We start from the raw sequence: 22,070 nt of genomic DNA on the forward strand, positions 1-22,070 counted from the left end.
GCACGCAAACAATAAAGGAGACATTGCATGAACTTCGTACTGGAAGAAGAACACCAGATGCTCAAGGACCTGGTGGCGCGCTTCGTGCGCGAGCAGTTGATCCCGCTCGAAGCGGGCGTGCTGGCCCGCGAGGCAGAGGGCGGCCAGCTCACGCTGCTGCCGCAGGAGCAGGACAAGCTGGACGGGCTCTCGCGCGAGCTAGGCCTGTGGGGCTTGGATGCGCCGGCCGAGATGGGCGGCGCCGACCTGCCAGTGGTGGCCATGGTCGGCGTCAACGAGGAACTAGGCAAGACCGTCACACCCTACGACCTGCCGCCCGATTCACCGAACCTGCGCATGCTGCTCAAGACCGCCGACGCGGCCCAGCGCGCGCGCTACCTGGAACCCTACGCGCGCGGCGAGACCATTTCCGCTATCGCTATTTCCGAGCCTGGCGCCGGCGGCGACCCGGCCATGATGACCACCCGTGCCGAACGCGACGACGACGACTGGGTGCTCAACGGCCGCAAGATCTGGATCAGCCGCGCCGCCCGCGCCGACTGGACCATCGTGATGGCCGTGACCGACAAGACGCGCGGCGCCCGCGGCGGCATCTCCGCCTTTCTGGTCGACCGCGGCACGCCCGGCTTCAAGGTAGAACGGCGCATCCCCATGATCGGCGGCGCCTCCACCTACGAGGTGGTGCTGGAAGACTGCCGCGTTGCGCACACGCAGTTGCTCGGCGTGGAGGGCCAGGGCTTCGCGCCGATGCAGGCTCGGCTGTCCAGCCGGCGCGTGCAGATGGCGGCCTGGTGCATTGGCCGCGCCCAGCGCGCGCTTGACATGCTGTGCGAGTACGCGCCGCAGCGCCGCACCTTCGGCGCCGCGCTGGCGGACCGGCAGGCAATCCAGTGGTGGGTGGCCGATGCCGCCACCCGCATCCACGCCTGCCGTCTGATGACTTACGAGGCCGCGGCACGCATTGACGCCGGCGACGAGGCGCGTACCCAGGTCTCGATGATCAAGGTATTCGCCACCGAGATGGCCTGGGACGTGATCGACCACGCGATGCAGGCCTTTGGCGCGATGGGCATGACCAAGGAAATGCCGTTGCAGCAGATGGCCAACGAGACGCGCTTGATGCGCATCTACGAAGGCCCGTCCGAAGTGCACCGATGGGTTATCGCGCGGGATCTGCTCGGCCTCAGGCGCTAGCCCGCCGCAAAAGCGAACCACTGAACCACTGACGCACCCGCACTGGCGGAGCCCACTGCCAGGCGGAAGACCAAGGAGACAACATGACCCGAACCGTGAACTGTTCCCGGCGCCGCTTCGCTATCCTGGCCGGCACCGCCCTCGCAGCTAGCCTGGCAGGCGCGCCGTTCGCCGCGCTGGCGCAGCCGCAGGCATTTCCCACCCGGCCGATCCGCTTTATCGTGCCGTTCCCATCCGGCAGCGGTACCGACATGACTGCCCGCATGTTCGCCAAGAAGATCGGCGAGCTGACAGGGCAGGGCGTGGTGGTGGAGAACAAGCCGGGCGGCAATGGCTTTATCGGCGTGCAGACGCTGCTCAGCGCGCCGGCCGACGGATACACGGTGTTTATCGGCAGCAACTCCACGCTGTCCACCAATGCCGCCACCTTCCGCAAGCTGCCTTACGATCCACTGACCGACTTCACGCCCATCACGCTGCTGTCGCGTGGGCCATGCCTGATCATCGTGCCCGCCAGTTCGCCGTACCACACGCTCAAGGCGCTGGTGGAGGACGCGCGCAAGCGGCCCGGCGCGCTCAACTACGGCACCGGCTCGGTGTCGTACACGCTTTACAGCGAATGGCTGAACGAGCAAAGCCACATGAAGACCACCGCCGTGCCTTACAAGGGCGCGGGCGACGCGATCAACGGCGTGATGGCCGCCAACGTGGACTTCGCCGTGGTGGATGCCAGCGGCGCGATTGAGCTGGTCAAGGGCGGCAAGGTGCGCGCGCTGGCCTACACCGCGCCTCAGCGCTCGCCGCTGCTGCCGGGCGTGCCGAGCGCGGCCGAGGCCGGCGTGCCGGACTTCCTGGCTTACAACTGGGTAGCGGCGGCGGTCTCCGCCAAGACACCTGCGCCCATCGCACAACGCCTTGGCGAACTGTTTGCCCAGGCCGGCGCCGCCGACGACGTCAAGGAGTATTACCAGCGCCAGTCCACCTCGCTGATCCTGTCCACGCCGGCAGAACTTCGCGACTACCAGAAGGACGAAATCGCGCGCTGGAAGCGGCTGGCGGCAATCGCGAAGATCGAGCTGCAGTAAATAGAGCGCGCAGGAGGATCATGCCCCATCGCTCGTCCTCCCCGCGCGGCCCTCTCCTTGGCACGTCCGCGCCAAGTGCCTTGACCTCCGCGATTGCGTCGCACTTCTTGTACCTTCTGACCCGGGCTATCGGTTCGTCAAGCCAAATCTGGATGGCCAGAAGAAGATAAATTTATTTCTGGTTTAAATTAATATTACTTCCGTCGCCATGAATATACCATTTGGTATGAAATCTGCGATTGTTTGTTAGTAAAGACAAGAGTGCATGCAAATCAATTTCAGTTGAAAAATATCGATCGGCATGACAGACTTCGCTCCGGGACAGCAGCCAGCTGCGCCATTCAACCATCGAGGTGAGTGCGACGTGCGCGGCCCGCAATCCGGCACGCACTTTACTCTGTTTCGGATGAGGCGTTGTCAATAATATCTCCTTTCTGTTTTTCCAGTATGTTTATGGTTGGTATGAATCAATAATATATTTGTCGAATATTAATAATTTACGGATTTTATGGGGTGCATATTGAATGCGGCGCGCTGTGATGGCGCAGTATTGAACCCCGTGAGTCTTTAAATTGAGGGGTGTTTGATGGAAGGCGAGGTGGTGGTGAGATGGACACGAGTTTGTGGCAAAAGGATCTTCTGATGGAAATCGATGAAGTGTCGGGCGCGCGCGAAGTCTTCAAGCGAGTAGAGCAAGCGGCGCGTGCGCTTGGATTCGACATGTGTGGATATGGCATGCGCATGCCACTTCCCTTGTCCAAGCCAAAGACGATCATCTTCAGCAACTTCCCGCCGGCATGGCAGGCGCGCTATCACGAAGCCAATTACGTGAGCATAGATCCCACGGTGGCGCATGGCCGGCGTACGGCGGTGCCGCTGGTGTGGGCCGATGACGTGTTTGCTGGCACCCCGGCACTGTGGGAAGAGGCGCGGGCGGCTGGCTTGAGGGTGGGGTGGTGCCAATCCTGCTTCGGCGCTAACGGCGTGGGCGGAATGCTTTCCATGGCGCGCTCGTCGTCTCCGCTTTCCCGCATCGAACTGGAAAGCAGCGAACTCAAGATGCGATCGCTGGTTTGCGTGGCGCACGCCGCGCTCTCACGTGCCATATGCGCGGAGTTTCCCGCGGCGCCGACGCACAAGTTAACCGGTCGCGAAGTCGAGATCCTGAAATGGGCGGCAGATGGCAAGACCGCATGCGACATTGCCAGCATTCTTCTGGTATCGGTGGATACGGTCAACTTCCATATCAAGAACGCAGTGCGCAAGTTGAACGCCACCAACAAGACCGGCGCCGTGGTACGGGCGGCCATGCTCGGCCTGCTGCACTAGCCTGCCACCCTAATTGCGCTTTGCCAGGCGGGGTCCTCCTGGCTTCGGAGCCTGCTGTGTCGACCAGAAACATGGGATTGATGAGCTTCAAACTGTGCGTGACCCTGCTGGTTGCGGTAGGGCTGCTTTATCCGTTCGCGGATCCGGATGCCCGTTCCGGCGTGCTGGCTTCGGTCTGGCAGACCGGGTGGCTGTCGGTATCCGCCGTGGTGCTCGCTTTTCTCGCGGCAGTCGGCTTGTATTGCCGTTCGCTGCAGCGCTGCCTGGAGCTGGTCGGCCCGGCTGCGCGCGCGGCCAGGCCGGCATCGGTCTGGCTGATGTTCCTGCTGCCATACAACTTCGTCGAGGACTTCTTCATCGTCGGCAATGTCAGCCGTTCGATACGCGCGGAAGCCGCCACCAATGCCCGCCTGGCTGGCGTGACGGGCTTCGGCTTCGTCTCCGGCTTCGGCTGGTGCGCGGCGCAGATCGTGTCGCTTCTGCCCAATGCCGTCGGGGAACTGGCCGGCGGTGTCGCGCTGCTGTGCTGGGTGGCGCACTGGCGCCTGGTGGCGAAGGTGAACCGCCTGCTTTCGGCGCCCGGCGAGGGCGTGGCGGTGGCGGGCACGGCCCGGTCCCCGCAGCCATAGCAATAGGGGGGGCGGATCGCGGCCCGCCCCGCCGCTGCGGGGCAGGGCAGCACTCACGGCCCGTCGCTGATGCGCACATCGCTGAGCGAAATCAGGCGCTGCTGCTCGATCAGTCCGGCGGCCGCGTCGACCAGCGCCTGACGCTGCGCATCCGTGACCGCGATGCAGGCCTGCGGCAGTGCGCCGGCCAGGTATTCGAGCAGGACGGCATCGTCGAGCCGGTATCCCGGCAGCGCGCCGCGGTGGAGATGCCAGGCGAGCGCGGCGCACGCCGCTGCGTGCAATCCGACGTATTGCCCGGCCAGTTGCATCACCTGTACCGTGTCCTGGCCGAGGGATTCCTGGTCCAGCGCCGCGTGGCAGGCCGCCAGCCAGAGCCGCAGGCGCGTCTCCAGTGCGGCCAGCGCATGTTCCAGCGCCGGCGGCAGCGTTACGCCACGCTGCACGGCGCGCATTTCGAAAAAGGCCGCAAGCAGGCTGTCTTCCCCATTGGCGCTCAGGCACAACTGGCTTTGCGCGGGCCAGCCTTTGCTGCTTTCGTCGCGCCACAGCAGCGGCCTGACCTTCTCGAGGTGGTTCGTGCCCATCCCGGCCTCCAGCTTGCGGCGCAGGCCCGCGCCGAGCGCGCGCAACTGCGTGGCGACCAGGCTCAGGTTGACCTGCGTGCTGCCGTCGAACAGGCTCACCACCTGGCTGTCGCGCATCAGCTTCTGGAATACGCCCCAGGGATACTCGCTGCGCACGTAATGGCGCGCGCCCAGCGCCAGCGCCAGTTCCCGGGCAATTTCCTCGCATTGGCCGGGCACATGGCATTTCGCCACCGCGGAGAGCAGGCTGAGCTCGGCGGGGTTGGCAACGATGGCGCGGCAGGCTATCTGGGCCACCAGGTCGGCCACCAGGATGCCGGCATAGCTGCGCGCAAGCTTGGCCTTGACCATGGGAATGTCGGAGGCCAGCTTTCCATAGAGCCGGCGCCCGTGCGCGAACCTGAAGGTCAGGCGGAACATGGTGTCGATGGCGCCAAGGGAGAAGCCCGCGCACAGCACGCGCGAGATCTGCAGCGTCTTGAGTACCGTGAAGAGGGCGGCTTCCGGGCCGCAGATAAGGGCGTCGGCGTCGCAGGGGTGATCGTGCAGCTGGAAGCCGCTGATGTCCGCGCCGCGGATGCCCAGCGTCCGGATCTTGGGGTGGGAGCGCCAGGTGGCCGCGACGGCGGCGCTGTCGGATCCCTGGGGCCGGCGCAGCCACAGCAACCCCAGCGCGGATCCGCCGTCGGCGCGCTCGACGCGGCACAGCACCGTCAGGCTGGCGCCGCGCCGGGCGTTGTTGATCAGCCACTTGTCGCCGCTGGCCAGCAGGACGGCGTCTTGCCGCCGTACCCGGAACTCGGTGGATAGGATGTCGCTGCCGTGTTCCTTCTCGGTGAGCGCCAGGCAGGCCAGGCCGCCCTGGCGCAGCAGGTCCGCCGCTTGCTGCTGCTGCTCGGGATTGCCGGCCAGCCAGACCGGTATGCTGCCCAGCATGGTCTGGCCGAAGGCGATGGCGGTGGTGAGATCGCGCCGCGAGATCAGGCGCGACATCAGCATGGCGTGCTCCAGTTCGGCCAGTCCTCCGCCCAGCGTCTGGGGGATCAGCTGTTCGAAGCAGCCGAGCTCCCGCAGGCGATCCAGGTGGGCTTGCGGGAAGGTCTCCTGCTCGTCGAGTTCTAGCGAAGCATGGAAGCTGATGGCCGAATTCGCCTGCGCGGGGTCGCCCAGCGCGGCTTCTAGGGCTTCCCCGAACTGGATGGCTTGTTGGTCCATGATGTCTCCTTGGCATGGAATTGGGGAAAGGAAAAGGGGCGCAGGCCTGGCGGAGCACCGCCGGGCCCGCACCCGGCCGCATGGCGTGGCGGCGTCAGCGTGGCGGACATGCCGGCGGCGCGAGGCCGGGCAAGGCGGGCGTCACCAATACATGGGCGGCGCCGGCGTCCTGGTGGCAAAGCGCGCGCCAACCATTGGCTTGCCGCGCGAGCGCGCCGGTATCCTGGCCGGCGTCATCGAGCGCCGGCCAGGGCGCCATGGCTTGCCATACCGGGCGGTCGGGCCCATGCCAGTCGCGCAGGCGCAAGGCGCACGCGAAGCGGGCGAAGCCATTCTGTCCAAACGCCTTGAAAAGCGCCTCTTTCAGGCACCAGAGAAAGGCGCGCGCTTCCGTGGGCAAGGCGCCCAGGGCGCGGCGCATCACCCGCACCTCCGATGGCCACAGCAGTGTGTCCAGGCTGCGCGCCCGCAAGGCGTCGAAGCCTTCGACGTCGATGCCCACCGGCACCTCGCCGACAGCGGCCATGGCAATGCGCCTGCCGTGGCTGATCGAGAGATGCACGGCCTTGCCGGCAAAGACCGGGCGTCCGTCCTCGCCGTTGCGGATGTGCCATTCGCGCGCGGCTTCGGTGCCCGGGGAGCGCCGGTGCGCCTGCAGGACGCGCAGCGCCTGTTTGCCGGCCAGGCGGCCGCCGAGCCATTCGATCCGGCGCTTGCGCATTGGGAAGGCCTGGAGCCGCGACAGTTCCTCGGCATGGAGCCACGCGCTGGCCGGCCAGCCGGCACAGGCGTGCCCCGGACACTGCGCGGCCAGGGCCTCCAGGTCGATGCGCCAGCAGCGGATGCCTGCCGCATGCGGCGTGGCAAAGCAGGGCTTCAGGCTGGCTGGCGGTTCAAGCACGGCGCACATAGCCCGGGGGAACAGGGGCGCCGGCGATCTGGCGTACCACGCTGGCCATTTCGGAGAAGCGCGCCTGCAGGCTGTGGAACAGCGGCAACTTCATATCGCGCTCGAACGCCTCCCGGGAGCTGACCAGGATGATCTCGAAGAAGTCGAACTCCGCGTTGCCGGCGGCTTCGTGCATCTCGAAGCGCACCACGCTGGGCAGGTCGCGGCAGGCGGCGTAGTCCACCTCCCTGACCCACTTCACGAAGGCGGCGCGGTGGTCCGGGTGTTTGAGACGGATATGGTCGATGATGGTGAGCATGTTCAGTTTGCCTCGCAGGTTTCGAGTTGGGTTTCCAGTTTGGTTTCCAGTTTGGTTTCCAGGTGGACGAGACCGGCCTCGCCGTCCAGCGTCAGCCAGTCTCCGGTCTTGAAGCGTGCCGTTGCGGTCCTGGTATTGACGATGCACGGCACGCCGAACTCGCGCGCGACGATGGAGCTGTGGGACAGCATGGAGCCCACATCCGTCACGATGCCGCCGGCCAGCGCGAACAACGGGGTCCATGAGGCATCGGTAAAGCGCGTGACGATGATCTCGCCCTTCTGCAGTTCGCCGGCCTGCTCGGTCAGCTCGTGGATGACGCGCGCCTTCGCGCGTACGCGGCCCCGCGAAGTGCCCAGGCCTTTGAGGCTGCCGGCTGGCTCGCCCTGCCTGCTGGCGTCCGCGTGTCCGGCTTGGCCGAAAAAGGTCAGCGGCGGCTCTTCGCTGTTCTCGTGGGCGAGGTGCTGGCGGCGTGCCGCGTCGATCTTTTTACGGGGAAAGCACTCGGCCGCGCTGGCGTAGCCGTTCGCGTAGGTCATGAGATCCTCGAAGTCCAGGTAGGCAAGTTCGCTCTCGTCGAGCAGCAGGCCCTGCTGGCGCAGGCGCCGCGCCAGTTCGCACAAGACGCGCCGCACCAGCCAGATCGAGGTGATCATGCTCATCCGGGTTTCCTCCCGCAGGCGGCTGCAGGCGCAGTAGAGGCGGATGACACGCCGCAGCGCGGCCCGCTTGAGCACGGGCAGCTTGCGCAGCAGGGCCTCGGTATCGTCGTGCGGGGTGTCGTCGGCGCTGGCCAGACGCTGCTCGACCGTATTGCCGCGCGCCAGGTAGATCTTCATGATCTGGAAGACGTAGGTCGGATCGTCGATCCAGCGCGGATAGCTCAGCTCCATTTCCTGCCGGGCGCGCACGCCGTTCTCGCGCATGAAGGGCGCAACCTGCTCGTCCAGGAAGGCAATGCCTTCGGCGTCTTCTTTGAGCCGCGCCAGCAACTGCTTTGCCGGGAGCGCCCGGAACAGGGTTTCGACCTTGGGGTAGCGCGCCACGGATCGGGCCAGGTCCCAGATATCGCGCGCGGACCGGATGGTGCGCAGGTTCGACATATCGCCTTTCAGGCGGTTCTGCAATTGCGCGCCCTCGCCGGGCAGCCAGGACTGGCAAAGCTGCTCCAGCAAGCCGTATGTGCCGAAGGCGTTGATATAGAACGGCAGGTAGCCGATGTGCATGGCGCGGAAGTAGTCCAGCGCATGCGTGAGTTCCTCGCGCAACTGGTTCAGTTCCATGCCCGCCAGGTCCAGGCCGGTGGCACGGTCGAATTCGCGATAGCGCGATGCCACCATGCGGCTGGCGCGGGATTTCGCGCCGGCCAGTTCGGCCATGGTCTTCCAGAGCCAGTACGCGCTGGAGCGCCAGCGCGAACCGCGGTGCTGCTCGCCGTAGGGGTTGCGATAGTCCGAGAGATCCACGTCCTCGCTCGCGAAGCGCTGCAGGAAGGGGCGCTGGTCGAACCCGGCCGGCGTCTGCGAGAGGAGGTAGGCGGTGTAGGCCACGTTCAGGTAGACGTGGCCCTTGAAGTAGCCCATGTACTCATCGGGCTCACCCAGGTCCAGCAAGCCGATGCCGGTGCCGCAGGCCCGGTGTACCTTGTATTGGTAGTGCCGGGAAAAGGACAGCCCGAGCGGCGTCATGCGGCCGGTGAAGATCTCGCCGATATCCATGCGCGACCACAGGGCGTGCCGCGCCACCTCCGGCGAAGGCCGGCCCTGATGCGGCGACTTCGATTCGGGCAGGCTCGCGGCCATTGGGGTGATGGGCCGGCTTTGCAGCAGCCAGATGCTGTCCCGGTGATCGGCCCATTCGATGTCCTGGGGGCTCCCGAACAAGGCGTTGCACTGTTGCAGCAGGCGGCCGATGGCGTGCGTCTTCTGGCCGTCCAGCACCGCCGTCTCGCGCCATTGGGGCGCCAGCGCTTGTTCCTCGATCTTGTGCGCTTCGGCGCTCCAGTGCATGGCCGAACTCTTGGCCTGCACCTGAGCGCCAAGCGGCGACAGCGCCGCGGCTTCGAGGATGTACAGGTCGGAGGCGACGCGCCCCGACACCAGGCCCTCGCCCAGGCCATAGCAAGCTTCGATCAGGATCTGGTCGCTGCGCTTGTTGAGCGGATTGTGCGCGAAAGCCACGCCCGCGCGCTCCGCCGGCACCATGGTTTGCACCACGACGGCCATGGCCGGGACGCATGCGCCGGCCGCGCCGCCATCGATGCGCAGGCTGCGGCGATAGGCCAGTGCTTCCCGGTTCAGCAGCGACGCCCAGCAGTCCCGGACATGATCCAGCAGGCGCTCGGGCCCTTCGACGCACAGGTAGCTGTCGTGCTGGCCGGCGAAGGAGTGTTCGCCTGAGTCTTCGCCGGTTGCCGACGAGCGCACCGCGACCGGGCCCGAGCCGAGCGCCGCATAGGCCTGGAGGATGTCGTCGCGCGCGTCGGCGGGAAAGGCGCCACAGCGGATGCGCGCGGCGATGCCGGCGATTTCCGCCTCGCTGTCCCGGGCCCAGGCGGCATCGAGATGAATGCCGTTGCCATGCAGGAAGCGCTGGAAGCTGGCGACGGGCAGGCAGAAGCCGGCCGGCACCGGCAAGCGGTGCGCGTGCATCTTGACCAGGCTCCATCCCTTGCCACCGAGCTTGTCCGGGCCAAGCCCGGCGGCGGCGGCGGCGTCGAAGCTCAGCGCCCAGCGCTGCGCGGCGTCGTGGTTCCGTGGCCGGCCGCCGGCTTGCGCGCCGCCCCCGGGCGCGGTGTCGGGCAAGGGTTGGCCAAGGGGCAGATAGGCGGTGGCCAAGCCATTCGCGGCGGCACTGGAAGTAAGCGTGTCCATGGAGACTCCCGGGATGCGATGTAGTGAATTGGATGTGATCAAGGGCTGGAACTGGGGGCAGTCGGGTGCGTGGTACGGGCGGATCGGGAGCAGGACAAAGGGATACCGGTATCAGTGGGTATGAGTTGGTATGAGTTGGTATCTGTTGGTATCAACTGGTGGTGGCCAGGAAGGCGAAGTAGCTCTCTCCGGGCAGCATCCGCTTGTCGTCCACCCGTGCGAAGCCATGGTCTTGCAACTGCCGCTTCAGATCCTCCCGCCGCGGCAGGCCGCTGTCCTGGTCCGACAGGGCCCACCACAGGTGCAGTGCCGCCACGGCGGCGCTGCCGCCCTGGCAGCTGGTGGTCAGCAGCAGCCGCCCGGCGGGCTTGAGCAGCGCGCGCACCTTGCGCAACAGCGCGTCGCGGCGCTCGCCGCTGAAGTAGTAGATGTTGTTGTGCAGAGTGATCAGGTCGAAGCGCTCGGCGCTGTCGAACTGAAGGATGTCGGCATGCTCGATCCGTACTGCGCCGCCGATGCCGCTGGCGGCCAGGTTCCGCCGGGCGGCATCGGCCACCTCCGCCTGGAAGTCCATGGCGAGCAGCCGCAGCCCGGGATGGCGGGCGCGCATGTAGCAAAGGTAATGGCCTGCGCCGCAGCCTATCTCCAGCACGGAGGCATCCTGCGCGCGGCCGGGCATGCGGGCGATCGCCCAGTCGATGGCCTCTTCGACCAGCGGCTCCAGAATGCGCGACGAGCGCGCGATCAGCTCGCCGTCCTGGTCCGCCAGCGTGTAGCGGCGGGCGTCCCGCAGGCGTTGTGGCGCCTGCAGGATGGCTTCGTAGTGATAGCGGGTGACTTCCTCGAACAGCGAGCCGAGCACGGCATTGCCGGACGGCGCGAGCAGCCTGGACAGCCGGCCTTTCAGGCGGTACCGCTCATCCTTGAGCGCCAGCTCGCCGGCCTTGACGCCGCACTCCAGCCACGCTTGCACCGCAGCCAGCTGGCCGTTGCCCAGCTGCAGGTGCCTGGCGATCTCGTCAAGCTTGCTGGGCTGGCGCGACAGCAGGTTCAGCAAGCCGCTGGACCCCGCCGCCGCCGCGAAAGCGCAGCGGTAGACGTGATTGGCCTGGCTGCCGAGGCGCAGCAGGGCCAGGAGGTTTTTTTCCAGGATCAGTTTTCGCAAGGTCGCGAGGTTCATGGTGTGTGGGTCCGCCTGAGGTGAGAGATGCTGGCCATGCCGGAAGCGATGAAACAGGTTGGTCGGAAAGAGGCGCGGCATGGCGCGTCAGAAGTACCAGTCCAGGCCGAGCTGGAAGACCCGGCCCATCCGCCAGTACTCGCTGGCCACGCCATGGCGCCGGCTAGTGCCGGTGAGCGGACCGGCCAGGTTGGCGCGCAGCACCACATTGCGCTGCGGGGTGTATCTGGCCGCGAGCGTCAGCTGCTGGCCGTGATCGCTGAGATTGGCAAACCACAGCGCGTCGAGATGCACCAGGGGATGTGCCTGGTAGGAAACGGATGTGCCAAGGTATTGCCTGCCCGTGCCCATCCACGGCAGGTCGGCAAAGCGGCTGACGGGCGTCTGGTGCAGGTACTCGACGGTGCCCACGGTATTGGCCGCCAGCTTCACGCTGCTGCCCAGCACGGCGCGGTGGCCCCAGTTCCTGGTGGTGTCGCCGTCCGGGTTGGTGCAGCCCCTGGTCGCATCGCCGTTGCGCCGGTACACCAGCGTCTCGCCATACCAGTCGGCCCCCGCCAGGCCGGTGACCAGATGCCCCGCCGCCAGCAGGTCGCAGTTGCGGCGCTGGCCGACGTAGGCGAAGGACTTGGTGGCCTCCCCGTTGAATTGCACCTGCTGCAGCCACTTGGCCTGGGTGCCGGCCTTCGCGTCCTGGTCCAGGCTGACGATGCTCACGCTGCTGAGCCGGTCGCTCAGGTAGTAGTCGAGGCGCGCGGCATCCACCCCGGGTTTGTAGAGGCGCTCGACATCGCCGGGCAGGAACGGCGCATAGGTATCGGCGGGCGCCCACAGCCGCGTCAGCGACAGGCTGATGGGCTGCCGTCCCACGGTATAGCGCCCGCTGGCGAAGTTGCCCTGCGCATACATCCAGTCCATGCCGGCGGTCTGCTGCGAATGATCGCCGCGCTCGCGCAGCGCCAGGCTGCGCAGCCGGTCGGCATGGGCCTGGCCGTCCACCAGGGATTGCAGCGCGGCCGCATGCGATGCGCGCAAGTCTTCCAGATTGAGGTGGGCCACCCAGCGGATGGCGCCGTAGGTCGCCTCGTAGGTGAGGCGCAGCGTCGACGTGCTGGCGTAGGCGGTACGCTCCTGTCCCTCCGGCTTGCTGGCGATGCCGCGAAACTGGAAGACGGCGCCCAGGGCCGCCGCTGGCGCGGCCCGGCCCGGGTCCTCCAGCTGGTCGAGCACGTCGAGCTCCTGCGAGGCAGCCCGCGGGTTGGTCAGCAGCGCCAGCAGAAGCACTGCGCAGCCCTGGCCGAAGCGCCGGCCGCGCAACCTACGCAAAGGCATGGACCTGCTCGGCCGCGTTGTCGGTAACGATCATGCCGTCGTGCAGGGAGATGACGCGCTTGCCGCGGCCGATGACCTGCGGATCGTGCGAGCTGAAGACAAAGGTGATGCCCTCTTCCTCATTGAGCCGCACCATCAGGTCCATCAGGTTGCGGGCCGACTTGGAGTCCAGGTTCGCGGTGGGCTCGTCGGCGATCACCAGCTTGGGCCGGCTGGCGATGGCGCGCGCCACGGCGACGCGCTGTTGCTGCCCGCCGCTGAGCTGGTCGGGAAAGCGGTGCATCAGTTCCTTCAGGCCCAGCTGCGCGAGCACTTCTTGCGAGATCTTGCGGCGCTCGGCCGCCGGCCTGCCCTGGAACTCCATGACCATCTCGGTGTTCTCGGCGGCGCTCAGCACCGGCATCAGGTTATAGGCCTGGAACACGAATCCGATCTCGTCGCGCCGGATGCGGGCCAGCTCCGCGAGCGAGGCATGCGCCAACGCGCGGTTGCAGAAGGACAACCGGCCCGAGGTGGCGGTGTCCAGCAGGCCGACAATGTTCAGCAGCGTGGTCTTGCCCGAGCCCGAAGGGCCCGCGATGACGGCGAAGTCGCCGCGGCGGATGGTCAGGTCGATGCCGTTGAGGGCGTTGACCGACTGGTGCTTCTGCCGAAACACCTTGCTGATGCCGTGAAGCTGGAGGATGGGCGCGAAGGTGTCTTGCTCAGCCATGTTGACTCGCTTGTAGTGGGGAAAGACGGCCAGCCTTGATGGCCGGGTAGACCGTGACGACCACGGTCAGCAGGAATACGAAGCCCGCGCCGAACAGCAGCTTTTCCAGCTGCAGGGACGAGTAGAAGCGGTCCGGCAGCAGCACCCCGCCTGCTTCCAGGCTGGTGCCGAAGATCTCCCGGAAATTCAGCCCCTCGGTGGCGAAATGCAGGTGGGCGGCGTAGCCGATGGCCAGGCCCAGGGCCACGCTGATCACCGCCAGGTAGAGCGCCTCGCGTAGCACCACGCGGGTCACGAGCGCGGGCTGGGCGCCGAGCGCAAGCATCACGCTGAACTCGCGCGCGCGCTTCATCACCGACATCACGATGGTGTTGAGGATGCCCGCCGCCACCATGATGAAGACAATCACCATCAGCAGGTACATGCCGGCGGCATCCAGCATCACCGCCGAGTACAGCTCCGGCGCCGCCTCGCTCCAGCGGCGCACCTGCAGCGGCTGGTCCCGCAGCACGTGGCGCAGGGCGGTGGCCGCCGCGTCCAGCGTGGATTCGTCGTGCAGGTAGATCGCGATTTCGCTGACCTCGTCGCCCGTGCGCGCCAGCCGCTGCGCCTCGGCCAGGGGCAGCTCGACCCAGAATGCATCCAGCTCGAGCATGCCGGTATGGAAGATGCCGGCAACGCGGAAGGCCGCCCGCGCGAAGTCGGAGCCGGTGGCGGGCTTCACCGTCAGGGTCAGGCGGTCGTCCAGCCCCACCGCGAGTGCCCGCGCCAGCCGCGAGCCGATCACGATCGGCGGCAGTTTGCTGCCTTGCGCGCCGGCGTCGCCGTGCGCAAGCGGCTCGCCCATCAGGATGGCCTTGCGGTCGGCGATGCCGGATACCTGCGATTCCAGCCGCGGCACTACGCCTGACGCCGTGACCGCCACGGTGTTGCCGCCGGCCTGTGCCATGGCATTGAGCCGCAGCCGCGGCACCACGTGGCTTGCCGCCGGCAAGGCGGCCTGCAACTGGCCAGAGAGGGCCTCGCCCTTGCCGATCAGCCGGTCGAGGCCGGGGTTGTCGGCATAGCCGCGCTGGGAAACGATCAGGTGGCCGAGGCCCATCCGTACCCCGACATCGATCATGGCCCTGTGGCCGCCGTCGGACAGCCCCTGGAACACCGTCATCAAGGCCACCGTGGCGACGATGATCAGGGCCGTCAGCGCGCTGCGCCGCCGGTTGCGCAACAGGTTGCGCATCGCGAGTCTGTGTTCCAGGGTCATTTGATCGTCAGTCCTTGCGCGGCGGGAATGCGCGTTGCCACTGCCGCCGGCACCAGCGCGGCCAGCAGGTTGATGAAGAACAGGCACAGCAGAGGGATCAGGGCGTTGATGGGCGCCAGGCTGGCGCGCAGCACCGGTGCCACGCTCACGCCCGACATCGAGAAGCCGCCGAAGGCGGACACGTCCAGGCCGTGGAAATGCAGATAAAGCTGGCCGAGGTAGCCCAGGGCAAGGCCCAGCAGGCAGGCCAGCGCGGTCAGCCAGAACGTCTCCAGCATGATCAGGCCCATGATGCGGCGCGGCGCCTGCCCGAGCGCCTTGAGCAGGCTGATTTCCTGCTGGCGCTCGAGCACGCTGACCAGCATGGTGTTGAGCACGCCGATGCCGGCGACCAGGAACACGATGAACACCAGCGTGCCCATCAGCGCCCGGTTGGAGGCAATCAGCGCCATGATGTCGGGCCGCAGCTGCGACCAGGCTTGGACGATGCGCGGCACCTGGCGCCCGGCCGGTGTCGCGTTCAGGGCCGCCGCCAACTCGCTGGCCACGGCCACGGCCTCGCGCGGATCGTGGATGCGGATGGCGAGCTCATGCGCCTGCCCGTCCAGCAGCAGCATTTTCTGCAGGTCTTCCACATGGATCAGCATGCGGCTGCGGTCGGTGGTGTCGAGTCCCGCCCGCGAGATGCCGATCACCCGCATGTCGATGGTGCTCTGCGCGCCGAGGGTGTTCTCGTAGAGCAGGCTGACGTGATCGCCCACCTGCGCGCCCAGGTTGCTCGCCAGCTTGCTGCCCAGCACTACGCCAGGTGGCCGCTCGGGCCCGGGCGCGAGCCGCTCGGCGATCTCCGCGGTCTGCTCGGCGCGCCTGGCCGAGGCCACGGCGTCCGGCGCGCGTGGCGTGTCTTCCAGCTTGGCGAAGGCGTCGTCGATGGCCGCCTCGGTAAGCCGCTTGTCGAGCGCGGACTGGTCCGTGGTGAGCGGGCGGGCTGCCTTCCACGGCGTCGGCTGGCTGGAGACGAACTGCCCCTGCGCGAGGGTGCGGTGGATGGTGGTGACCTGGCTCTCGGGGCCGGGGTCGATGCCCATCAGCTGTACGCCGCTGGAGCGTTGTCCCCGGCTCAGGTAGCCCCAGGCATAGAGGCGCCGGGTGACCTGGCCGATCTGCTCCGGTTGCCGCAGGAGCGCCATGTCGGGCGCGTCGGCCGGCACGGACTTCAGCACTTGCCGGGTGGCGAGATAGTCCGGGTGGTGCACCTGGATATGCCCGACCTCGCCGTCGACGGTGCCCTTGATCAGGTCCAGGCTGAGGCCGTCCATGATGCCCAGGGTGGCCATGCAAAGCGACATCGCCAGGGCGATGCCCGAGCCGGCGACCAGGCTGCGCTTGCGGTTGCGGCGCAAGTTGCGCCACGCCATCTTCAATGTGGTGCTCATGATTGTCGGGGCTCAGCGGAAGGCGCGTTCGGTGAATTCGTCGGCCTTGAGGTCCAGGCCGAAGCGGATGCGCTTGTATTCGATGCGCGTGTATTCACCGGGCTGGTCCAGCACGTTCATGGTCAGCCGGGTCGGCACGGTCTTGCCGTCCATCGCACGCACATCCTCGTAGACCAGCGCCCGCACGGGCTTGTCGTCGTTCGCGCGGCGGAAGTACTCCACGCGCACCGGATACGCCTGCTTGTCGGCACCGACGTAGAGGCGGTAGATCACCTTGCCCCACGACACCGGCGCGGTGGGCAGCGGCGTCAGCGCGATGGTGTAGTCCTCCACCGCCTGGCCACCGCCATCCTTGCCCGGCGTGCTGCCGGCCAGCACATAGCTGTAGTGCTTGGCGAGGTCGGTCTCGCGCATCAGGTCGTCGTTGGTGAAGTGGCTGCCCATCCAGTTGTCGCCCAGCATGGAGTTGCCCATCACGGTGATGCGGTTGGTGCGCGGATCGTAGAAGCTGATCTTTTCGCCGACCTTGAGGGTGGCGTTGTCCCGCCACAGCGCCGGGCCTAGCATGCGCAGCAGCACCTTGGCCGCGGGCGCGCGGTCGTCGGTCATCACCAGCAGGTCGTATTCGCGCTCGAAGCTGGTCTTCTTGATCTTCATGCTCATGACCGCGGCCGAGGTCTTGCCGCGCAGGATGTGCTCGGCGCCGTAGATCCATTCGGCAAGCGTGCCGTTGTCGACCGCTGTAGCGGCCCGGGCCGGGCCGGACGTCAGCATGGCGCAGGCCGCGCAGGCGGCCAGCAGTTTGAGGCTTCGGAAAAGATGGTTGGGCATAGGCATGGGCTTACTCCTGTGTACGGTGATGCGCCGCCGCAGTGCCGGCGGCGAGCGGTGGCGAGCAGAAGGCGGACGGGTCGCAGCGATAGCGCAGCGCCGGGTTGGCCGGGCGCCGGGGAACGCCGGCGCGGGCAATGAACAGCAGCTCCTCGTCGCAGCCCAGCAGATGGCCCAGCCGCGCGCGCAGGTCCGGATGCTGCAGGGCGACGCTGAGCGGGTGCAGGCTCAGCCCGGACACGCTGGCCCCCAGCCAGAGCCGCGCGATGGCCTCGCCCGCCAGCACGTAGCGGCAGGGCGCCTGTGCGTGCGAGGCGGCGCTGCTCAGGTAGACCACGGCCGGGCTGCTGTGGATCAGGCGTTCGATCTGCGCGCCGGCGCGCGCCGATGCGCCGAACGGCCCCAGCGCCCCGAGCAGCAGCGGATGCAGCACTACGCGGTGCAGGCAGCGGCGCCACGCCGGCATGGGGCCGAACAGGCTCTGGATATTGATGCCGACGCCGTCCCGCGGTTGAGCGGCACCGCTGAACACCAGGTGCCGATACGTTTCCCGCCAGGCCGGGCCATGGACAAAATCGCGCATGGCGTGCTGCCGGTAGAAGGCACCGAGCTGCTCGTAGCGCAGGCCGGGCTGCACGGCATGCCAGTGCCATGGCTCGCTGGCCGGCGCGTCCGCCAGGCTGTGCGGCAGCACGTCCTGGCGCATCGCGTCGTGCAGGGCGAAGCCGCCGCGATAGAGGCCCCGGTCGGTGCGGCGCCGGCGCAGGGCGTCCGTCAGCGCCGTCAGGCCAGCCGAACGCCGGCCCGCGTCGAACGCGCCCAGCTCGATCCTCGCCAGTGGCTCAAGGTCAAGGTCAAGGGCATCGTCCTGGCTGGTGTGCGCGCCGGGCAGCAGGCTGGCGCGCGCCTGCCAGCCCGACAGCCGCAGCAGGTTGAGCAGGATGGCCGCGAAGCCGCCGGCGCTGATGTGCATCTCGCCCTGCATGGCCGGCAAGGCGTTCAGCGCCCTGCGCCGGTCGATGCCGACCACCAGCGCATGCGGCGCCGCGCCGGGATCCGCATGCGGGTGGCCGTGCGCGTCCAGCAGGCTCACATGCCAGGGCTGGCAGTTGTGCGAAGACGGCGCCAGCGCCGCCAGTGCCAGCAGTTGCCGTATCGCCTCCAGCCCGCCCGGCGGGCACGTCGCGCTGCGCTCCCGGCTCACGTCTTCTGCACCAGTTCGAAGCCATGCAGGCGGGCCAGCGCGCCGATCTCCCTGACTTGCGCGGTGCTGATGGCGGCCTTGCTGAAATCGCGCCGGATGCCGGCCAGGCCAAGCAGCAAGGTTTCCCCCGCGCAGGCGTAGACCTTGCCGCGCGGCAAGCGCATGCCCGGCAGGTTGAAATCCGGCGCCAGCGGCAGGTTGACGATGCCGCCGCGAATCAGGCGCACATTGGCGCGCGCCGTCAGCGAGGCGGCATCCACGTCACCCGGCACGGCCACGTCGCACACCAGCACGGCGCGGTCGGTCGCGAAGCAGGAGGCATCGAGGAAGGTGCGCGCGCTATTGGACGCGCTGATCACGATGTCCGCCTGGCGGCAATGCGCCGGCGTATCGGCCAGTCGCACCAGCGACTCGCCCAGCAGGTACCTGGCCAGTTCGTCCGCATCCGGCGGGGTGCCCGCGCCGAAGCGCAGACGTACCTGCGCCATCAGCCGGCCCTCGGGCGCATCGGCCGCGGCGCGGGCCTGCCCGCTGTGGCGCAGCGTGTCGAGGAGTTCGGCGGCGATCGCCGCCACCACGGCCTGCAGGCGCGCCTGGGATCCGGCCCGCCCCAGCAGCAGCAGGCTGCCGCACTCCTGCGCCAGCAGGGTGGCGTGCACCTGGCCGATGTTGCCGGCGGCGCCCACCACGGCCACGCAGGCGTCGGCCATGCGGATGTGCTGCTCGCGCGCCGCCTCGCGCACGGCCGCCATGCTGGTGGCCACCGTCAGCGCATTGCCGGTGGTGACGGCGGGATGGTCGTGGTCGAAGTCGGTGCAGTTGGCGGTGACGATCGAGGTATAGCCGCCGAAGCCCACCAGGCAGCAGCCGTCCTCCCTGGCCTGGCGGTAGGCATGGTGGACCTGGCCGCGGATCTGCTCGGACTTGTTGAAGCGCATGTCCACCTCGATGGCCTCGGCGTCCATCAGGATGGCGTACAAGGCCAGCTCCACCTCTCGTCCCAGCGGGGAACGCACGCGGCGGCGCGCCACCAGCTGCGGCTCCAGCGCGCGCTGCATGTGCACGCGCAGCTCGCCCAGCTGGTCGTCGGAGAGCGCGGCCACGGCCGGGTCCCACTCGCGCACGCTTTCGATATCGATCAGGTGGGCAATGAAGCCAACGCGCTCGCAAGGTTCCTCCGGGCCGGCCTGCACGGCCGGTGCCACGCGCGCCGTGGTGGTGCGGGGAGCGTCCGCCTGCGCCGGCCAGGCCGGGCCGGACACATGTTGCAGCAAGGCGGCAGCGTCGCCGGCGTCAAGCAGGATGCACAACGCCTCCAGCGCATGGCAGGCCTGGCGGATATCCTCGGCGCCGAGATAGGCCGAAGGCTGGATGCGCAGCACGCGGCGGCGCCCGAGCGAGGGCAGCACGCGCACGCGGTGGCTGTGCAGCAGATAGCCCGCGCACAGCATGCCGAGCATCTGCTGTTGGGACAGGCTGGCCAGCACCGCGGACGGGTGCTCGGAGAAGTCCTCCAGCTCCACGCCCAGCATGCAACCGCGTCCACGCACATCGCGGATGACCCCGGGCCAGCGCTTCTGCAGGCCGCGCAGCTCGCGCAGCAGTGCCTGGCCAAGCCTGGCGCTGCGCCCGGCGAGGTCGTCGCGCTCAATGATCTCCAGGCTGCGCCTGGCGATGGAGGAGGACAGGTCGTCCTCGGCGAAGGTGGAGCTGTGCAGCATGCCGAATTCGGGGTGATAGAGGTCCTTGCGCACGGCCAGGGCGGAGACCTTCGCCAGGCCGCCGCCCAGCGACTTGGCGAAGGTGAGGTAGTCCGCCGGCAGCTCGCTGGCGTGGCTCTCGACGGGGTGGCCGGTGCGGCCGAGGCCGCACTGGATCTCGTCGGCGATCAGCGCGACTTCCGGGTATTGCGCACGCAGCTCGCGCAGCAGGGTCTTCTCGGCGGGGCCGAGTTCGAGCACGCCGCCCTCGCCGCGGATTGGCTCGTAGATCACCGCTGCCAGCGTGGGCGCGGTGCGCCGCACCAGCCGCAGCGGGCTGAACTCGAACGTAAAGTAGGCGAGGCTGCGCCGCGCCACGTCGTCCAGGAAGTCCTGCGGCTGTTCGATAAAGCACGCGCCGCTGTGGTTGCGGATGAACGGCAGCCGGGCGTCGCGGTTCCACGTATGGGCGAGCGAGCCCATGGTCTTGCCGTGAAAGGCGCGCGGAAAGGCCGCGATCACCGCCTGCTGGTTGAAGGCACGCTGGTTGGCCGTGCTCAGCGCGGCCAGCAGGTCGTCCAGCGACGCCAGCGGCTCCTGGCCAAGCAGGCGCTCGCAGGCTTGCAGCAGCGCCGGCTCGATCCGCGCCTCGCCGCGCTCCAGGCGGGTAAGCAGCTCGCGCACATTAGCGGCGCAGGCGTTGGCCAGCTGCTCGATGCGCTTGGTGTAGGCATAGCGGGCATGCTTGAGCGCCGCCTCGACCGCCTCGGTGCCGGTGCTGAGCAGGGCGATGCTGAAGGCGGTGCCGGTGTGCCGCAACAGGTAGTCGGCCAGGCTGTCCTTCAGGTCCGCCGCGCGCTGGCGGCACGAGCCCTGGGCCAGGAAGGGCCGCCGCTGGTCCAGGCAATGCTGCATCACCTGGGTGACTTCCGGGTGATAGTGCCCGAGCAGGGAGGCGCCGAAGCCGCCGACGAGATCGAGCACCGGTACCTCCTGGCCATCCTCGCCGAGCATGAAGAGGTGGTCCCCCTGGGCGCGGGTGTACTCGACGAACACGCCCGCCGCGGCGAGCAGGTCTTCCTTGCCGAGGGTGGCTTGTCCTACGCTGTTCTGTATTTTCATCGTGCCTGGCCTGTTCCGTGCCTGAGTTCGCGGCGAAGTTGCCGCAGCAGCTGGTCCTTGAGGACTTCATTGCCTCCCGAGAACAGCGTGGAGGGGAGGGCGTTGCGCAATTGCCGCTCGATATCGCCTTCGAGCACGCCGCTGGCGCCGTGGATATGCAAGGCATCCAGGCCGTTGCGGATGCTCGCCTCGGAGACCAGCAGCTTGGCCACGGCCGGTGCGTCCTGGCCGGGCTGCTCGTGGTCCAGCGCCCAGGCGGCCTTGAGGCAGGCTAGGCGCGCGCTCTCCAGGCGCACGTGCATGTCAGCGATGCGATGGGCGATGGCCTGGTGCGCGATCAGCGGCTGGCCAAACTGCACGCGCGTCTCGGCGTGCCCGCAGGTCCGGCGCAACTGGCGGCGCATCGCGCCCAGGTAGATGGCGAACAGGCAGCTGCGCTCCCACGCCATGCTGGCCTGGAAGATCGGGCCGCCATTGCCTTCGGCGCCCAGGCGCTGCGAGCCGTGGACCCAGGCGCCATCGAAGCGGATATCGCCCATGGCCGTGGTACGCAGGCCAACCTTCTCATGCGGCTTGTGGCTGACCTGCACGCCCGGGGTGCGGCTGTCGAGGACAAAGGCGCTGTAGTCGAAAAAGCCCTTGCCTTCGCCGGTACGGGCGTGCACGACGATGAAATCGCATACCGGTGCGTTGGTGATGTAGCGCTTCTCGCCATGCAGGCGGTAGCCATCGCCGTCGCGCGTGGCGGTGCAGCGCATGGCGTTGATGTCGGAGCCGGCATCGGCCTCGGTGATGGCGTGCGCCCCGATCTGGCCTTCCTGCACGATGGCCGGCAGCCAGCGTTGCTGTAGCGCCGGGGCGCCGAAGCGGGCAAGCGGGTGCAGGCAGGCGCACAGGTGGGCGGCCAGCGCGAACAGCAGGCCGGTGTCCTCGCAGTGCTCCGCCAAGGCTTCCAGGGCAAAGACCAGGTCCAGCGCGCCGAAACCCTCGCCGCCATGCTCGGGCGTCACCGTCAGCGCGTGTACCCGCTGGCGGGCAAGCGTCGACCAAAGCTCCCGGGAAAAGTGCCCCTGGCGGTCGCGTTCGGCAAGGCCGGGGTCCTGCAGGTCGCGCCCGAGGGCTGCCATGCGCCGGGCGATATCCCGGTGACGTGGGCTGGTGGAGAAATCCAT

At 67.9% G+C, this 22,070-nt stretch carries 17 protein-coding genes; 4 read left to right on the forward strand and 13 right to left on the reverse strand.

The window, feature by feature from the left end; translation table 11 throughout:
* The first annotated feature begins 27 nt into the window (after positions 1–27).
* The 4 genes from ACX12D_RS20870 (at position 28) to ACX12D_RS20885 (ending at position 4,237) form a co-directional block, all read left to right on the forward strand.
* A complete protein-coding gene (locus ACX12D_RS20870; protein ID WP_459375428.1) occupies positions 28–1,194 on the forward strand; it encodes an acyl-CoA dehydrogenase family protein in 1,167 nt (388 codons plus the stop codon).
* An 83-nt stretch (positions 1,195–1,277) separates the two neighbouring features.
* Entirely contained in the window at positions 1,278–2,279 is a 1,002-nt protein-coding gene (locus tag ACX12D_RS20875; RefSeq protein WP_459375429.1) for a Bug family tripartite tricarboxylate transporter substrate binding protein, read from the forward strand.
* Between the two features lie 642 nt (positions 2,280–2,921).
* Positions 2,922–3,608: an autoinducer binding domain-containing protein gene (locus ACX12D_RS20880; RefSeq protein ID WP_459375430.1), complete on the forward strand. Its 687-nt coding sequence runs from the start codon at positions 2,922–2,924 to the stop codon at positions 3,606–3,608.
* Between the two features lie 56 nt (positions 3,609–3,664).
* The gene (locus ACX12D_RS20885; RefSeq protein ID WP_459375431.1) at positions 3,665–4,237 is read left to right on the forward strand and encodes a hypothetical protein; all 573 of its coding nucleotides are present in this window, start codon (positions 3,665–3,667) and stop codon (positions 4,235–4,237) included.
* Positions 4,238–4,290: 53 nt separating this feature from the next.
* On the opposite strand, the gene ACX12D_RS20890 is transcribed toward ACX12D_RS20885, so the two are convergent.
* From ACX12D_RS20890 to ACX12D_RS20950, 13 genes are all read right to left on the reverse strand, one after another.
* Positions 4,291–6,039 carry an acyl-CoA dehydrogenase family protein gene (locus ACX12D_RS20890; protein ID WP_459375432.1) on the reverse strand — a complete coding sequence of 583 codons (1,749 nt, stop codon included), beginning with the start codon at positions 6,037–6,039 and terminating at the stop codon, positions 4,291–4,293.
* Positions 6,040–6,133: 94 nt separating this feature from the next.
* A complete protein-coding gene (locus tag ACX12D_RS20895) occupies positions 6,134–6,940 on the reverse strand; it encodes a 4'-phosphopantetheinyl transferase family protein (RefSeq protein ID WP_459375433.1) in 807 nt (268 codons plus the stop codon).
* Positions 6,933–7,247 carry a hypothetical protein gene (locus tag ACX12D_RS20900; protein ID WP_459375434.1) on the reverse strand — a complete coding sequence of 105 codons (315 nt, stop codon included), beginning with the start codon at positions 7,245–7,247 and terminating at the stop codon, positions 6,933–6,935. The genes ACX12D_RS20895 and ACX12D_RS20900 overlap by 8 nt, the downstream gene beginning before the upstream one ends.
* 2 nt (positions 7,248–7,249) lie before the next feature.
* Entirely contained in the window at positions 7,250–10,120 is a 2,871-nt protein-coding gene (locus ACX12D_RS20905) for a PEP/pyruvate-binding domain-containing protein (protein WP_459375435.1), read from the reverse strand.
* 151 nt (positions 10,121–10,271) lie between these two features.
* A complete protein-coding gene (locus ACX12D_RS20910; RefSeq protein WP_459375436.1) occupies positions 10,272–11,300 on the reverse strand; it encodes an SAM-dependent methyltransferase in 1,029 nt (342 codons plus the stop codon).
* A gap of 87 nt (positions 11,301–11,387) precedes the next feature.
* Complete coding sequence (locus ACX12D_RS20915; RefSeq protein WP_459375437.1) at positions 11,388–12,632, reverse strand: hypothetical protein; 1,245 nt, start codon at positions 12,630–12,632, stop codon at positions 11,388–11,390.
* Positions 12,619–13,344 (reverse strand): ABC transporter ATP-binding protein, encoded by a 726-nt coding sequence (locus ACX12D_RS20920; RefSeq protein WP_459375438.1) that lies wholly within the window; start codon positions 13,342–13,344, stop codon positions 12,619–12,621. The genes ACX12D_RS20915 and ACX12D_RS20920 overlap by 14 nt, the downstream gene beginning before the upstream one ends.
* Entirely contained in the window at positions 13,337–14,605 is a 1,269-nt protein-coding gene (locus tag ACX12D_RS20925; protein WP_459375439.1) for an ABC transporter permease, read from the reverse strand. The genes ACX12D_RS20920 and ACX12D_RS20925 overlap by 8 nt, the downstream gene beginning before the upstream one ends.
* Positions 14,602–16,041 carry an ABC transporter permease gene (locus ACX12D_RS20930; protein ID WP_459375440.1) on the reverse strand — a complete coding sequence of 480 codons (1,440 nt, stop codon included), beginning with the start codon at positions 16,039–16,041 and terminating at the stop codon, positions 14,602–14,604. The genes ACX12D_RS20925 and ACX12D_RS20930 overlap by 4 nt, the downstream gene beginning before the upstream one ends.
* 12 nt (positions 16,042–16,053) lie before the next feature.
* A complete protein-coding gene (locus tag ACX12D_RS20935; RefSeq protein WP_459375441.1) occupies positions 16,054–16,878 on the reverse strand; it encodes an outer membrane lipoprotein-sorting protein in 825 nt (274 codons plus the stop codon).
* Positions 16,879–16,882: 4 nt separating this feature from the next.
* Positions 16,883–18,076 (reverse strand): hypothetical protein, encoded by a 1,194-nt coding sequence (locus ACX12D_RS20940; protein WP_459375442.1) that lies wholly within the window; start codon positions 18,074–18,076, stop codon positions 16,883–16,885.
* Complete coding sequence (locus tag ACX12D_RS20945) at positions 18,073–20,898, reverse strand: aminotransferase class III-fold pyridoxal phosphate-dependent enzyme (RefSeq protein WP_459375443.1); 2,826 nt, start codon at positions 20,896–20,898, stop codon at positions 18,073–18,075. Before ACX12D_RS20945 ends, ACX12D_RS20940 begins: the two co-directional genes overlap by 4 nt.
* Complete coding sequence (locus tag ACX12D_RS20950) at positions 20,895–22,070, reverse strand: acyl-CoA dehydrogenase family protein (RefSeq protein WP_459375444.1); 1,176 nt, start codon at positions 22,068–22,070, stop codon at positions 20,895–20,897. Before ACX12D_RS20950 ends, ACX12D_RS20945 begins: the two co-directional genes overlap by 4 nt.

Source organism: Cupriavidus sp. PET2-C1, from assembly GCF_054515855.1.

Bases quoted from the DNA above. Each gene is read 5' to 3' on its own strand.
- ACX12D_RS20870 (WP_459375428.1), top strand. From the start codon at position 28: ATGAACTTCGTACTGGAAGAAGAACACCAGATGCTCAAGGACCTGGTG.
- ACX12D_RS20875 (WP_459375429.1), top strand. From the start codon at position 1,278: ATGACCCGAACCGTGAACTGTTCCCGGCGCCGCTTCGCTATCCTGGCC.
- ACX12D_RS20935 (WP_459375441.1), bottom strand. From the start codon at position 16,878: ATGCCTATGCCCAACCATCTTTTCCGAAGCCTCAAACTGCTGGCCGCC.
- ACX12D_RS20880 (WP_459375430.1), top strand. From the start codon at position 2,922: ATGGAAATCGATGAAGTGTCGGGCGCGCGCGAAGTCTTCAAGCGAGTA.
- ACX12D_RS20930 (WP_459375440.1), bottom strand. From the start codon at position 16,041: ATGAGCACCACATTGAAGATGGCGTGGCGCAACTTGCGCCGCAACCGC.
- ACX12D_RS20920 (WP_459375438.1), bottom strand. From the start codon at position 13,344: ATGGCTGAGCAAGACACCTTCGCGCCCATCCTCCAGCTTCACGGCATC.
- ACX12D_RS20945 (WP_459375443.1), bottom strand. From the start codon at position 20,898: ATGAAAATACAGAACAGCGTAGGACAAGCCACCCTCGGCAAGGAAGAC.
- ACX12D_RS20950 (WP_459375444.1), bottom strand. From the start codon at position 22,070: ATGGATTTCTCCACCAGCCCACGTCACCGGGATATCGCCCGGCGCATG.
- ACX12D_RS20905 (WP_459375435.1), bottom strand. From the start codon at position 10,120: ATGGACACGCTTACTTCCAGTGCCGCCGCGAATGGCTTGGCCACCGCC.
- ACX12D_RS20910 (WP_459375436.1), bottom strand. From the start codon at position 11,300: ATGAACCTCGCGACCTTGCGAAAACTGATCCTGGAAAAAAACCTCCTG.
- ACX12D_RS20915 (WP_459375437.1), bottom strand. From the start codon at position 12,632: ATGCCTTTGCGTAGGTTGCGCGGCCGGCGCTTCGGCCAGGGCTGCGCA.
- ACX12D_RS20925 (WP_459375439.1), bottom strand. From the start codon at position 14,605: ATGACCCTGGAACACAGACTCGCGATGCGCAACCTGTTGCGCAACCGG.
- ACX12D_RS20900 (WP_459375434.1), bottom strand. From the start codon at position 7,247: ATGCTCACCATCATCGACCATATCCGTCTCAAACACCCGGACCACCGC.
- ACX12D_RS20890 (WP_459375432.1), bottom strand. From the start codon at position 6,039: ATGGACCAACAAGCCATCCAGTTCGGGGAAGCCCTAGAAGCCGCGCTG.